Source organism: Pseudomonas sp. P105, from assembly GCF_032614175.1.
Taxonomy (GTDB): domain Bacteria; phylum Pseudomonadota; class Gammaproteobacteria; order Pseudomonadales; family Pseudomonadaceae; genus Aquipseudomonas; species Aquipseudomonas rhizophila.
The window spans coordinates 591,378-605,262 of sequence record NZ_CP126693.1; the positions used below are offsets into that span (position 1 = coordinate 591,378).

Below are 13,885 nucleotides of genomic sequence, written 5' to 3' on the forward strand. Positions count from 1 at the left end.
GATTGTATCAAGATCAGCGACCGCGGTTGGTAAAGCTGTGCAAGGCGCGTTCGATACACTGCACGGTTTTGCCGAAGGCCTGCACCGTCACGTCCGAGAAGGGCCCGCCGCCCTGGTCCACCGCCACCAGCATGATCACCCGGCCGTTGCAGGTCAGTGAACGCAACAGCAGGTGTTCGCCGCGAAACAGGCTGCGCAGGCCCGGCGGCAGCAACGCCGAAAACTGAGCGTTGTTGTCCGGGTTCAGGCGAACCTGGGCCTGCTGGGCCTGCAACCGTTGCAACACTTTGCTTTGGCTGATGGAAAAACTCATGGCCGCCGCTTCTTTGGGCAGGCCGGCGATCTGATGCACGCGCAAGCTGGTCTGGCTGCGGTCGGCCATCAGAATCATCACCCGCCGCATGCCGCATGCCACCAAGGCGTCCCGTGCCGAGGTGGTCAGGTGCATGGCGTTGCTGAACGGGCTCGGTTCCAGCAGCAATTCGGCGCATTGCTTGCGCCACTGGGTCAGGTCTTCGGCGCTGGGCGGGGCGGCCGGCAGCAGCCCCGGGTGGACGCGTCGGCTGCCCCAGGGCCAGATCAACGCCACAGCCGGATGCCAGAGGTCCGGCATGGTGTTGTGGCGGGCACTGATGACGGCTTGCTGGTGCAATTGCTGCTGGACGTCATCCATGGACATCTGCAGATACAAACTTGTCAGATATTGCCAGCGGGTGCTGTGAGGGCCGTCCCACGCCTGTTGCGCTGAAAGGGCCAGGCCGTTGGCTAGCAGCACGGTGTTGGCTGGCTGATTGAGCCAGCGCCGCAGGGTCGGGTCATCGTCCAGGCGATTCTGCTGGCGCAGCGGGTGTTCACTGTCCCGGGCGATGCGCAGCACTTTCACCAGCTCGCGGCGTTCGTTGAGCAGCAGGCGGTAGCCCTGCGCCACCCAGGCCGGCAGGCGCCAGGTCTCCACCAGCGCCAGGCAGATTTGCAGCAGGCTGACGCCGAACAGCTCGCGCTCCACTTTGCTCGCTGACTGGCCTTTATGGACAACCCGCAATTCCCACTCGCCCAGCAATCCCGGATGAGTCAGGGCTAGCGGCCAGAGCGGTGACAGAAACAGCAGGCTGCCCCAGTGGATGTCTTGCCATAGCCGCGCCAGGCGGCTGGCAAAAAAACCATTGGCCTGTTGCGTTGCGTGCTGGCTGATCAATTGCAGTTGGCGCAGCGCGAGGGGGATTTGCTGTTCCGGCAACGAGGGCAGTCGGGCGAGCAGTTCTTCGGTGCGCTTGAGGCCGAGGCGGTTGATGGCCACTTCGAGATTTTCTGCCGGTTCGGCAAAGTTGCCATGGGTGTGATGGTTGGCTTCACGAATGACGCTCAGCGCCAGGGCGGGGCTGTCCTGGATCAGCTCGGCAATATCGCGCAGTGAGCGGCGGCTGTCGGCAATGGCTTTGCAGACCAGGTCATGACTGGCTTGCGGCACTGGCAGATGGACGCCCTCGAGCAGCTTGACCCAGCCTTCGAGCGTGTTCGGTCGTGGAGTTGGAACCTTCGTTTCATTAGCCATGGCTGGACGCGATCATCATAGGGAGTATCTACGCCCGGAACGGGGCAAATTGGCTTTTCGCCTGAACTGGCTATAGTCTGGCGCAGTTTTGCCGATAAGTAGAAGAAGAGATTTTTCAGCTTCCGAATATGACCTTGAACCCGACTTAAATAAGTACTTTCTATCTATGGCTAAAATTATCGGCATCATTGTCGTGTTCGCGAGCGTTCTGGGCGGATACGTGCTCTCCCATGGCAAGATTGCCGCCCTGATCCAGCCCTTTGAGGTTCTGATCATCGGCGGCGCGGCCCTTGGCGCATTCCTGCAGGCCAACCCCGGCTACATGACGATGCACGTGCTCAAGAAGTCCTTGAGCATGTTCGGCTCGCGTTTCAGCCACACTTTCTACCTTGAGGTGCTGGGGCTGATCTACGAGATCCTCAACAAGAGCCGCCGCGAAGGCATGATGGCGATCGAAGGGGATATCGAAGACGCAGCGTCCAGCCCGATCTTCGCCAAGTACCCCACGGTGCTCAAGGATGAGCGCATGACGGCGTTCGTCTGTGATTACCTGCGCATCATGTCGTCCGGCAACATGGCTCCCCATGAGCTCGAAGGCCTGTTCGACATGGAACTGTACAGCCTCAAGGAAGACCTGGAGCACCCGTCTCACGCGGTCAACGGCATCGCCGACGGCATGCCGGGTTTCGGTATCGTCGCGGCGGTATTGGGCATCGTGGTGACCATGGCCTCCCTGGGCGAAGGCGACCAGGCATCTATCGGCCTGCACGTAGGTGCGGCACTGGTAGGTACCTTCTTCGGTATTCTCGCCGCGTATGGCTTCTTTGGCCCGTTGGCCCATTCCCTGGCCCACGACGCCAAGGAAGAACTCAATGTCTACGAAGCCATCAAGGCTTCGCTCGTGGCCTCGGCCTCGGGCATGCCTCCATCGCTGGCTGTGGAGTTCGGTCGCAAGGTCCTGTACCCGGCGCACCGTCCAAGCTTCGCCGAGTTAGAACAAGCGGTTCGCGGTCGCTAAGATGGAAAACAACCAGCCGATCATTATCAAGCGCGTCAAGCGCATAGCCGGCGGGCATCACGGGGGCGCCTGGAAAATCGCCTTCGCCGACTTCGCGACGGCGATGATGGCGTTCTTTCTGGTGCTGTGGCTGCTGTCCACCGCGACTCCAGAGCAGAAAATCGCCATCGCCGGTTATTTCAAGGACCCGGTGGGTTTTTCCGAAAGCGGCACGCCGTACATCATCGACCTGGGCGGCTCGCCGGTCCTGGCGCCGGAAAACACCCTCAACCCTGAAGTCGAATCCCAGCCTCAGCCCGACAAGGCGACGGTAGACGCCAATGACGCCGAAGGCATGGCCGAGGAGGTCGAGCGCGAGCGTTTGGAGTTGTTGCTGCAAGAGTTGCAGAACAAAGTGGAAGAGAACCCAGAACTGCAGAAGTTCAAGGACCAGATCCTGTTCGAAATCACGCCGAACGGCTTGCGCATCCAGATCATGGACGCCGAGAATCGTCCGATGTTCGACTCTGGCAGCGCGCGCCTGAAACCTTATTTCGAAGATATTCTGCTGGCCATGGCCGACACCATCAAAGCGGTGCCGAACAAGATCAGCATCAGTGGCCATACCGATGCCAAGCCCTTCATCGGCAAAGGCGATTTCGGTAACTGGGAACTCTCCGCCAATCGCGCCAACGCGGCTCGTCGGGCCCTGGTGGCCGGCAGTTATCCGGACGAGCAGGTGGCGCGGGTGGTCGGTTATGCCTCCTCGGCGCTGTTCGACCGCAAAGACCCGTTCAACCCGGTCAACCGGCGGATCGATATCGTGGTGTTGACCAAGAAGGCCCAGAAAGCCATCGAAGGTTCGCAAACCGATGACCCGGCGCCGGACCCGGCCCAGGGCGCCGGCGCGCCGGGTGAAGTGCCGGTTACGCCCGGCGCGGCGGCGGATCCGAACGCATTGCCGGCGGACCAGCAGCCTGTTCCCGCCCATGAGGTGCGCGAACGTCTGAATCTGTTCGATGATCTCGCGCCGAAACCGGCCGAGCCGCCTGCGCAGTGACCTGACTGGCGAGCGTAAACCTGTGGCGAGGGGATTTATCCCCGTTGGGCTGCGAAGCAGCCCCTCTTTTTTCATCTGATATTCGGGGTTGAATAAAAAGGGGGGGGGCGCTTCGCGCCCCAGCGGGGATAAATCCCCTCGCCACAACTGTGTCCGGCTTGTCTTCCTTTCGGATCAGTAACTGCTTTCCGGCAAGCTTGCGATGATCGAGCGATAGCTGTTCATCCGTTGCTGTTGCACACGACCGTCTTCCAGCGCCTTGAGCAGGGCGCAACCGGGTTCGCGGTCGTGCTTGCAGTCGCGGAAACGGCAGGTGCCGATCAGGTCGTTGAACTCGATGAACCCCGCTTCCACGTCGGCTCGGCTGACGTGGCCCAGGCCAAACTCGCGGATGCCCGGCGAGTCGATCAATTCACCGCCGCCGGGGAAGTGGAACAACCGCGCAGTGGTGGTGGTGTGAGTGCCCTGGCCGGACAGCTCGGACAGCGGCCCGACGCGCGTCTCGACTTCCGGCAGCAGGCTGTTGACCAGCGACGACTTGCCGACACCGGACTGGCCGACAAACACGCTGATGCGCCCGTCCAGTTGTTCCTGCAATTTCTCCATGCCATCGCCATGGTGAGCCGAAACTTCCAGCACCGGGTAGCCCAATTGCCGATAGACCGAGAGCAATGCGTTCAGCGCCGGGGCGTTGTGTTCATCGATCAGGTCGAATTTGTTGAGCAGCAACAAGGGGCGGATGCCGGCGTGTTCGGCCGCGACCAAATAGCGGTCGATCAGGTTGGCGTGGGGCTCGGGCAGCGGGGCGAAGACGATGACGATCATGTCGACGTTGGCCGCCACCGGCTTGAGCTGGCCTCGGCTGTCCGGACGGCACAGTTCGGTGTGGCGCGGCAGTTGAGCCACGATCACGCCGATGCCTTGGTTGCCGGCACGCCAGACCACCTGATCACCAGTGACCAGGGCCGGCAGGTTGGCGCGCAGGTGGCAGCGGAATACCTGGCCGGCCAATTCGCCTTCACGGGCCTCGACCTCGACCTGTACACCGAAGTGCGCGATCACCAGGCCGGTCTGTTCAGGGCCCAGGTCGCCGCCCTCCAGCGCTTGTACCGCGCTGGATTCGCGTTTGGCGGCGCGGGCGGCGCGCTCGCCCTGAATCTTTTCGATGCGCCAGTTTTGACGACGATTGAGTTGGCGTTTGGCCATGGGTGTTCCGTATGAAGAATGCAGCGATTAGGTAAAAACGGCCGCGAGTTTAGCACGCTCAAGGCCCTGCCTCGGGTTTGAACGAAAAGTCGCCGAGCAGCGAGCAGGCAGGGCGAAAACAGGCGAGGAAGCGGCGTTGACTGGTGGTCAATGAGCATTCCGAGGCTGTTTTCAACGCAGCATGATCGTCGCGCAAGCACTTTTCGTTCAAAGCCTAAGCTAAACTGCGCAGCTACGCCGAGGAGCTCCCCCATGCAGAACCCGCAGAACCTGATCTGGATCGACCTGGAAATGACCGGTCTGAACCCGGACACCGATGTCATCATCGAAATGGCCACCATCGTCACCGACAGTGATCTCAACACCCTGGCCGAAGGCCCTGTGATCGCGATCCATCACAGCGACGAGGTCCTGGCGGGTATGGACGAATGGAACACTCGCCAGCACGGCGGCTCAGGCCTGACCCAACGGGTGCGCGAGAGCAAAATCAGCATGGCTGAGGCCGAAGCCCAAACCATCGCCTTTCTCGAGCAGTGGGTGCCCAAGGGCAAGTCACCGATCTGTGGCAACAGCATCTGCCAGGATCGTCGCTTTCTCTATACCCATATGAAATCCCTGGAAAGCTACTTTCACTACCGCAACCTGGACGTCTCCACCCTCAAGGAACTGGCCGCCCGCTGGGCACCTGAGGTGCGTGACAGCTTCCAGAAGGGCGGCAGCCACCTGGCCCTGGACGATATCCGCGAGTCCATCGCCGAGCTGCAGCACTACCGTAAGCACTTCATCAAGTTCTAAGTCGGCTCCTCGGCTGTTGTGCGAGCACGCTTTTGTGGCGATGGAGCTTGCTCCGCTGGCCTGCGAAGCAGGCCCAACAGCTTCAGGTAGATCGAGTTGTCCGGTTTGGCGACTGCTGCGCAGCCGAGCGGGAGCAAGCTCCCTCGCCACAGGGGTAGTTTGAACGGGCGGCATGGCGCTCAGGCAGAAGACGGTGTCGCGCCCTCTTTTGGTGCCTGCCCAAACTGGCTAGACTGCGCGCCTTCCTGCAAGGACCGCCATCATGTTGCTGATGCTTTACCTGATCGCCATCACCGCCGAAGCCATGACTGGGGCCTTGTCTGCCGGGCGTCGTGGCATGGACTGGTTCGGCGTGGTGCTGATCGCCTGCGTCACCGCGTTGGGTGGCGGCTCGGTGCGCGATGTGCTGCTCGGTCATTACCCGCTCACCTGGGTCAGGCACCCGGAATATCTGGTGCTGACCACCGCGGCGGCGATGCTGACGGTGATCCTGGCGCGCTGGATGCGCCATTTGCGCTCGTTATTCCTGGTGCTCGACGCCGTGGGCCTGGTGGCGTTCACCCTGATCGGCTGCATGACCGCCCTGGAAATGGGCCATGGCATGTTGGTGGCTTCGGTCAGTGGCGTGATTACCGGCGTTTTCGGTGGCATCCTGCGTGACATTTTTTGCAACGATATCCCGCTGATCTTCCGTCGCGAGCTCTATGCCAGCGTTTCGTTTGCCGCGGCGTGGTGCTACATGCTGTGTGTCTATCTGCAGTTGCCGAGCGAGCAGGCGATCCTCATCACCTTGTTCGGCGGTTTCCTGTTGCGGCTCCTGGCGATCCGCTTTCACTGGGAAATGCCGAAGTTCGTCTACAACGACGAGGTCTGACGCTCGGAGTGTTGGCGCAACGCCCACTCCACATGCTCGCGCACCAGTTCCGATGGGTAATCGCGCCGCGCTTCAAGCGCTTGCATGACCGGGATGGTTGAAGGTGCATTTCCCAGCCCCACCGCCAAGTTGCGCAACCAGCGTTCGTACCCGGCGCGGCGCAGGGGCGAGCCCTCGGTACTGCTGAGGAATTTTTCCTCGTCCCACATGAACAACTCGGCCAACCCGGCATTGTCCAGGTTGTGTCGCGGTTTGAAGTCGCTTTCTCCGGACGGTCGGGCGAAGCGGTTCCACGGGCAGACGATCTGGCAGTCATCGCAACCGAACACCCGGTTGCCGATCAATGGCCGCAGTTCCTCGGGGATGGCGCTTTTGAGTTCGATGGTGAGGTAGGAAATGCAGCGTCGGGCATCCAGGACGTAGGGGCCGACGAAGGCATTCGTAGGGCAGATGTCCAGGCATGCGGTGCATTTTCCGCAGTGTTCGCTGGCGTGGGGCGGGTCAACCGGCAGTGGCAGGTCAACAAACAGCTCGCTCAAGAAGAAGTAGCTGCCGGCCTTGCGGTTCAGTACCAGGGTGTTTTTACCGATCCAGCCCAGCCCTGCCTGCTCGGCGATGGCTTTTTCCAGCACCGGTGCGCTGTCAACGAAGGCCCGATAACCGAAGGGGCCAATGACCGCCTGAATTTTTTCTGCCAGCTGCTGCACGCGTTTACGGATCAATTTGTGGTAATCGCGGCCCAATGCATAACGCGAGACGTAGGCTTTTTCCGGTTGGCCGAGCATCTGCGCCATTTGCGTGTCGCCCGGCAGGTAGTCCATGCGCAGGGAAACCACACGCAATGTGCCCGGCACCAGTTCCTCGGGGTGCGAGCGTTTGCTGCCGTGGGCGCCCATGTAGTCCATCTCGCCGTGATAGCCCGCGTCGAGCCAGCGCTGCAAATGTTGCTCATGCTCGGCAAGGTCCAGGCCGCTGATGCCGACTTGCTGGAAACCCAGCTCGCGGCCCCAGTCCTTGATGGATTGGGCGAGGGCGGGGAGGTCTGTGGGAATGACGGGCATGAGGCGAGAGAAACCGGAGCTGAGATGCGTATAATTCTGCCAGACATCGGAGCCCGAAGACGCATGCCGCACACTAAAGATGATTTTCCCGACGCGCTGTACAGTGCCGCGCAGGTTCGGGCCCTTGACGCACAGCTGATTGCGGCAGGCACGACTGGCTTCGAATTGATGCAGCGAGCCGCCCGCGCCACCTGGCGCGCCATTGTCCGGCACTGGCCAGACGCCAGCGAGCTGACCGTGCTGGCCGGGCATGGCAACAACGCCGGCGACGGTTATCTGGTGGCGACCCTGGCCCGCCGTGCCGGCTGGTCAGTGCGGGTGCTGACGGTGGGTGAGCCCCGGCGTTTACAGGGGGATGCCGCCAATGCCCACGCCGAGGCGGTGGCGGTGGGTGTGCCGGTGGAGCCATGGTCGGACGAGTCCGACTTGCGCGGCGTGCTGCTCGACGCCTTGCTCGGCACGGGATTGAGTGGCGAAGTACGCGAGCCCTACGTTCGGGCAATCGACACCATCAATGTCAGTGGCCTGCCAGTGGCCGCGGTGGATATCCCTTCGGGCTTGTGTGCCGACACGGGACGGGTGCTGGGTACGGCAGTGACGGCCGACCTGACCGTAACCTTTATCGGCCTGAAGCTGGGGCTGTTCACAGGCGATGCGGCGGACCGGGTCGGTGAACTGATATTCAATGATCTGCATGCCGATCCCGACATCGTCGAGGCGGCGCCGGCCACGGCCCGGCTTCTGCAGCCCGCTAATCTGCCGGGTCTGACGCCGCGCGCGCGCGCATCCCACAAAGGCAAGTTCGGTCATGTTCTATTGATCGGCGGCGATCGAGGTTTTGGCGGCGCCATCCAGATGAGCGCCGAGAGTGCCCTGCGTTGCGGCGCGGGGATGGTGTCCATGGCCACTCGCAACGAGCATGTGACGGCTGCGCTGACGCGTTTACCCGAAGTCATGGTGCAGGGCACCCACTCAGCAAACCAATTGATGGGGTTGCTTGAGCAGGTCAGCGTGTTGGTGGTGGGGCCGGGCCTCGGTCAGGCGGCGTGGGGACGTAGCTTGTTGTCGGCGGCGGCCAACGCATCGCTGCCCCAGGTGTGGGATGCCGATGCGCTGAACCTGCTGAGCAGTGGCGCGGTCAGTTTGCCCGCGCACTGTGTGATCACCCCTCATCCGGGCGAGGCGGCGCGGCTTCTGGGTATCTCCACGGCTCAGGTGCAGGCCGATCGTCCGGCGGCGGCCCACGCATTGAGCAAAAAATACGCGGCCACAGTGATTCTCAAAGGCGCTGGCAGCCTGATTGCCAGTCCAGACGGTCGCCTGTCGGTTTGCAGCCAGGGCCATCCGGCCATGGCCACGGCAGGCCTCGGGGATGTACTGGCCGGGGTGGTCGGTGCGTTGCTCGCCCAAGGCATGGATGGCTTTGACGCCGCCTGCCTGGCGGTGTGGCTGCATGCCAATGCCGGTGCGCAAGCCGGCCAGTCGGGCCGGGGATTGGCGGCGACCGATCTGATCCCGGCCATTCGTCAGTTGTTGGAGGAGCATTCACCGTGTCTGAAGTAACCCTGTACGTGGCGGACGAACAAGCCATGACGCAATTGGGGGCGCGGATTGCGCGTACCACGGCAGGCCATGGTCTGATTTTTCTGGAGGGCGACCTCGGCGCGGGAAAAACCACCTTGTCCCGCGGCATTATTCGTGGCCTGGGACACGTCGGCGCAGTGAAAAGCCCTACGTTCACGTTGGTTGAACCCTACGAAATCGGCGACATTCGTGCCTTCCATTTTGACCTGTACCGGCTGGTGGACCCTGAAGAGTTGGAATTCCTCGGTATCCGCGATTACTTCGAAGATGACGCCTTGTGTCTGATCGAATGGCCCCAGAAGGGTGCAGGCTTTTTGCCAAAGCCCGACCTGACCATTACCATTGGCGCGCAGAACGGCGGGCGTTCGTTGATACTGACGCCGCAAGGCTCGCGTGGCGAGTCGTGGTGTGCCGCTTTGGCACTGGAAACTAATTGATGATGGGGTTTGGTATGCGCTTTCGCGCGGTGGTTGCTGTCGTAGGAATGTTGCTTACGGCACTGGCCGTCGATGCTGTGGCACAGACGAAGGTCAGCAGCGTTCGTCTGTGGCGGGCGCCGGACAACACTCGTCTGGTGTTCGACCTGACGGGGCCGGTGCAGCACAGCGTATTCACCCTGACCGCTCCGGATCGCCTGGTGATCGACATCAATGGCGCATCCCTGGGGGCGCCGCTGACAGCCGCCACCGCCAACACGCCGATCACGGCCATTCGCTCGGCTCAGCGCACGCCGACTGACCTGCGTGTGGTCGTCGATCTGAATAAGGCGGTTACCCCGAAAAGCTTCACCCTGGCGCCCAACGCCCAGTACGGCAACCGACTGGTGGTGGACTTGTTCGACAACCCGGGCGATGCCGCGCCACCGCCTGCGCCGCCGACCAAAGTCGCCACAGTGCCGGCGGTGCCGGTCACGCCGACCGAGCCTGCTCTCAAGCTACCGCCGGCGCCTTCCGGCAAGCGCGATATCATCGTTGTGATCGATGCCGGTCACGGGGGGGAGGACCCGGGTGCCTCTGGCTCGCGAGGGCAGCGTGAAAAGGACGTGGTGTTGTCCATCGCCCGTGAGTTGCAGCGCCAGGTCAATGGTATGAAGGGCTTTCGCGCGGAACTGACCCGTACCGGAGACTATTTCATCCCCTTGCGTGGCCGTACCGAAATCGCCCGCAAGAAGGGCGCGGACCTGTTCGTCTCGATCCATGCCGACGCCGCCCCTTCAAAAGCCGCGTTCGGGGCCTCGGTGTTTGCCCTGTCTGACCGGGGGGCCACCTCCGAGACCGCCCGTTGGCTGGCTGACAGCGAAAACCGTTCCGACCTGATTGGCGGTGCCGGTAACGTCAGCCTCGATGACAAGGACCGCATGCTCGCCGGCGTGCTGCTCGATTTGTCGATGACCGCCTCGCTGACGTCCAGCCTGAACGTCGGTCAAAAAGTCTTGAGCAACATTGGGCGTGTCACGCCGCTGCACAAGCGACGCGTCGAGCAGGCCGGGTTCATGGTGCTCAAGTCGCCGGATATCCCGTCGATTCTGGTGGAAACCGGGTTCATCTCCAACGCCAACGAAGCCTCGAAGCTGACATCCTCCAGCCACCAACAGGCCCTGGCCCGTTCCATCAGCAGCGGCGTGCGACAGTTCTTCCAGCAGAACCCGCCACCGGGCACCTACATCGCCTGGCTACGAGACTCCGGCAAGATCGCCCAGGGGCCGCGAGACCATCGGGTCAATCCTGGCGAAACCCTGGCAATGATCGCGGTGCGCTATCAGGTGTCGCCCGCGTCGTTGCGCAGTGCCAATAATCTCAAGAGCGACGAGCTCAAGATCGGCCAGACCCTGACCATTCCCGGCAACGAAGTGGTGGTCAAGCAATGAGCGATGAACTGACCGGCAGCACTGCCCGCATCGAACTGCTCAGCCCCCGGCTGGCGAACCAGATCGCCGCCGGTGAGGTGGTCGAGCGTCCGGCGTCGGTCATCAAGGAGTTGCTGGAGAACAGCCTCGACTCCGGGGCCCGGCGCATCGATGTGGATGTCGAGCAGGGCGGTGTCAAGCTGCTGCGTGTGCGCGATGACGGTGGCGGCATTCCTGCCGACGACCTGCCGTTGGCCCTGGCGCGCCACGCCACCAGCAAGATCCGCGATCTGGAAGACCTCGAGCGGGTCATGAGCCTGGGGTTCCGTGGCGAGGCGCTGGCCTCCATCAGTTCGGTGTCGCGCCTGACGCTCACCTCGCGTACCCGCGAAGCCGACCAGGCCTGGCAGGTCGAGACCGAAGGCCGGGACATGGCCTCTCGCGTCCAGCCCGCGGCCCATCCGGTGGGCACCTCGGTGGAAGTGCGCGACCTGTTCTTCAATACCCCGGCCCGGCGCAAGTTTCTCAAGGCCGAGAAGACCGAATTCGATCATTTGCAGGAAGTCATCAAGCGTCTGGCGCTGGCGCGTTTTGACGTGGCGTTCCATTTGCGCCACAACGGCAAGACCATCCTCAGCCTGCACGAGGCCCATGATGATGCGGCCCGTGCTCGACGCGTTGGCGCGGTGTGCGGTGCCGGGTTCCTGGAGCAGGCTCTGCCCATCGAAGTGGAGCGCAATGGCCTGCACCTGTGGGGCTGGGTCGGGCTGCCGACTTTTTCTCGCAGCCAGGCGGACTTGCAGTACTTTTACGTGAACGGGCGGGCGGTGCGCGACAAGCTGGTGGCCCACGCGGTGCGCCAGGCCTATCGCGACGTGTTGTTCAACGGTCGGCATCCGACGTTCGTGCTGTTTTTCGAAGTCGATCCCGCGGTGGTGGACGTCAACGTGCATCCCACCAAGCATGAAGTACGCTTCCGTGACGGGCGCATGGTGCACGATTTCCTTTACGGCACCTTGCACCGCGCCTTGGGTGATGTGCGCCCCGAAGATCAATTGGCGGCACCGGCGGCAGTTGCCGGCATGGTCCGGCCAACGGGGCTGGAGGCTGGCGAATTCGGGCCTCAGGGCGAAATGCGCCTGGCCGCCAACGCACTGCTGGAGCAACCCCAGCCCCAGCCGACCTACAACGCCGCCGGGACCGGCGCGGGCAGCGGTTACCAGTACCAATACACCCCGCGTGCGCAATCGAGCGTGCCCGCCGCCGAAGCTCAGGCGGCTTATCGCGAGTTCTTCAAGCCCCTGCCTGAGGCCGGTGCGGCGGCGTTGCCGGACGGCCAGGGTGACATTCCGCCACTGGGTTATGCCCTGGCGCAGCTCAAAGGCATCTATATCCTCGCGGAAAATGCCCAAGGCTTGGTTCTGGTAGACATGCATGCCGCCCACGAGCGGATCATGTACGAGCGGCTGAAGATCGCCATGGCCAGCGAAGGCCTTAGCGGGCAACCGCTATTGGTGCCTGAATCCCTGGCGGTCAGCCAGCGTGAGGCCGATTGCGCCGAGGAGCATGTGAGCTGGTTCCAGCGCCTGGGCTTTGAGCTGCAGCGCCTGGGCCCGGAAACCCTGGCGATCCGGCAGATCCCGGCGTTGTTGAAGCAGGCCGAGGCCAACCGACTGGTCAGCGACGTGCTGGCGGACCTGATGGAGTACGGCACCAGCGACCGAATCCAGGCGCACCTGAACGAACTGCTCGGCACCATGGCCTGCCACGGCGCAATCCGCGCCAACCGGCGTCTGGCCTTGCCGGAAATGAACGGCCTGCTGCGGGATATGGAAAACACCGAGCGCAGCGGCCAATGCAACCATGGCCGGCCGACCTGGACCCAACTGGGCCTGGACGACCTGGACAAACTGTTCCTGCGCGGTCGTTGATGAGCCAGTTACCACCTGCGATCTTTCTGATGGGGCCGACCGCAGCCGGCAAGACCGACCTGGCCATTGAGTTGACCAAAGTGCTGCCCTGCGAGCTGATCAGCGTCGATTCGGCCTTGGTCTACCGGGGCATGGACATCGGCACGGCCAAGCCGTCAAAAGAGCTGCTGGCCGATTTCCCGCACCGACTGATCGACATCCTGGATCCGGCCGAAGCTTACTCGGCAGCGGATTTTCGTCGCGATGCCCTTCAGGCCATGGCCGAAATCACCGCCAGAGGCAAGATTCCGCTGCTGGTGGGCGGCACGATGCTGTACTACAAGGCTCTGGTCGAGGGGCTGGCGGACATGCCGGCTGCCGATCCCAACGTGCGCGCGCAGATCGAAGAAGAGGCTGCACGCCTTGGCTGGCAAGCCCTGCATGAGCAACTGGCGGTCATCGACCCGGAGTCGGCGGCCCGCATTCACCCCAACGACCCGCAACGGCTCAGCCGGGCGCTGGAGGTCTATCGGGTCAGCGGGCAGAGCATGACGGCCCTGCGACAGCGACAATCTGCGCAAAGTACTGAAGCAGCCGCTTCGGGAATGCAACAATTGCCCTATACTGTCGCCAATCTGGCCATCGCTCCGGCGAACCGGCAAGTGCTGCATCGGCGAATTGAACAAAGATTCACATTAATGTTGGAACAGGGATTCATAGACGAGGTCGTAGCCCTGCGTGAGCGAAGTGACCTGCATGCCGGGTTGCCGTCTATACGTGCGGTGGGTTATCGACAGGTCTGGGACTATCTGGACGGCAAGCTGACGTCAGCCGAGATGCAGGAGCGTGGAATCATTGCCACGCGCCAATTGGCGAAACGCCAGTTCACCTGGCTGCGGAGCTGGACTGACTTGCATTGGCTTGACAGTCTTGATTGCGACAATCTGCCGCGCGCCTTGAAATACCTTGGGACCATCTCCATATTGAGCTGAGTCCTTGC

General features: G+C 62.5%; 12 protein-coding genes. 9 read left to right on the forward strand and 3 right to left on the reverse strand.

Annotated features, from left to right (window positions below; translation table 11 throughout):
* Nucleotides 1-13: 13 nt before the first annotated feature.
* Nucleotides 14-1,552, reverse strand: a complete 1,539-nt coding sequence (locus QOM08_RS02515; RefSeq protein WP_316912524.1) for an HDOD domain-containing protein — start codon at nt 1,550-1,552, stop codon at nt 14-16.
* A gap of 166 nt (nt 1,553-1,718) precedes the next feature.
* Between QOM08_RS02515 and motA the strand changes: the two genes are divergently transcribed.
* Both motA and motB read left to right on the forward strand, forming a co-directional pair.
* Nucleotides 1,719-2,570: a flagellar motor stator protein MotA gene (gene motA, locus QOM08_RS02520; protein ID WP_139048564.1), complete on the forward strand. Its 852-nt coding sequence runs from the start codon at nt 1,719-1,721 to the stop codon at nt 2,568-2,570.
* Nucleotide 2,571: 1 nt separating this feature from the next.
* Entirely contained in the window at nt 2,572-3,609 is a 1,038-nt protein-coding gene (gene motB, locus QOM08_RS02525) for a flagellar motor protein MotB (protein WP_188252157.1), read from the forward strand.
* Between the two features lie 174 nt (nt 3,610-3,783).
* Here motB and rsgA read toward each other — a convergent pair whose 3' ends face one another.
* A complete protein-coding gene (gene rsgA / locus QOM08_RS02530; protein WP_092395734.1) occupies nt 3,784-4,815 on the reverse strand; it encodes a small ribosomal subunit biogenesis GTPase RsgA in 1,032 nt (343 codons plus the stop codon).
* 252 nt (nt 4,816-5,067) lie between these two features.
* Here rsgA and orn point away from each other — a divergent pair, with 252 nt between their 5' ends.
* Both orn and QOM08_RS02540 read left to right on the forward strand, forming a co-directional pair.
* Nucleotides 5,068-5,610 (forward strand): oligoribonuclease, encoded by a 543-nt coding sequence (gene orn, locus QOM08_RS02535; protein ID WP_047227302.1) that lies wholly within the window; start codon nt 5,068-5,070, stop codon nt 5,608-5,610.
* 259 nt (nt 5,611-5,869) lie between these two features.
* A complete protein-coding gene (locus QOM08_RS02540; RefSeq protein ID WP_171061284.1) occupies nt 5,870-6,484 on the forward strand; it encodes a trimeric intracellular cation channel family protein in 615 nt (204 codons plus the stop codon).
* Here the strand turns inward: QOM08_RS02540 and queG are convergent.
* Nucleotides 6,466-7,545 (reverse strand): tRNA epoxyqueuosine(34) reductase QueG, encoded by a 1,080-nt coding sequence (gene queG / locus QOM08_RS02545; RefSeq protein WP_316912525.1) that lies wholly within the window; start codon nt 7,543-7,545, stop codon nt 6,466-6,468. The two genes, QOM08_RS02540 and queG, sit on opposite strands and share 19 nt — an antisense overlap.
* 63 nt (nt 7,546-7,608) lie before the next feature.
* Here queG and QOM08_RS02550 point away from each other — a divergent pair, with 63 nt between their 5' ends.
* Genes QOM08_RS02550 through miaA form a run of 5 tightly spaced genes read left to right on the forward strand, consistent with a single transcriptional unit; the run spans nt 7,609 to nt 13,877 of the window.
* The gene (locus QOM08_RS02550; protein ID WP_188252154.1) at nt 7,609-9,108 is read left to right on the forward strand and encodes an NAD(P)H-hydrate dehydratase; all 1,500 of its coding nucleotides are present in this window, start codon (nt 7,609-7,611) and stop codon (nt 9,106-9,108) included.
* Entirely contained in the window at nt 9,096-9,566 is a 471-nt protein-coding gene (gene tsaE / locus QOM08_RS02555) for a tRNA (adenosine(37)-N6)-threonylcarbamoyltransferase complex ATPase subunit type 1 TsaE (RefSeq protein ID WP_047227306.1), read from the forward strand. The genes QOM08_RS02550 and tsaE overlap by 13 nt, the downstream gene beginning before the upstream one ends.
* Nucleotides 9,566-10,996, forward strand: coding sequence for an N-acetylmuramoyl-L-alanine amidase (locus QOM08_RS02560; protein ID WP_047227307.1), 1,431 nt, complete (start codon nt 9,566-9,568; stop codon nt 10,994-10,996). Before tsaE ends, QOM08_RS02560 begins: the two co-directional genes overlap by 1 nt.
* Nucleotides 10,993-12,906, forward strand: coding sequence for a DNA mismatch repair endonuclease MutL (mutL, locus tag QOM08_RS02565; protein WP_076382898.1), 1,914 nt, complete (start codon nt 10,993-10,995; stop codon nt 12,904-12,906). The genes QOM08_RS02560 and mutL overlap by 4 nt, the downstream gene beginning before the upstream one ends.
* Nucleotides 12,906-13,877, forward strand: coding sequence for a tRNA (adenosine(37)-N6)-dimethylallyltransferase MiaA (gene miaA / locus QOM08_RS02570; RefSeq protein WP_316912526.1), 972 nt, complete (start codon nt 12,906-12,908; stop codon nt 13,875-13,877). The genes mutL and miaA overlap by 1 nt, the downstream gene beginning before the upstream one ends.
* Nucleotides 13,878-13,885: the final 8 nt, after the last annotated feature.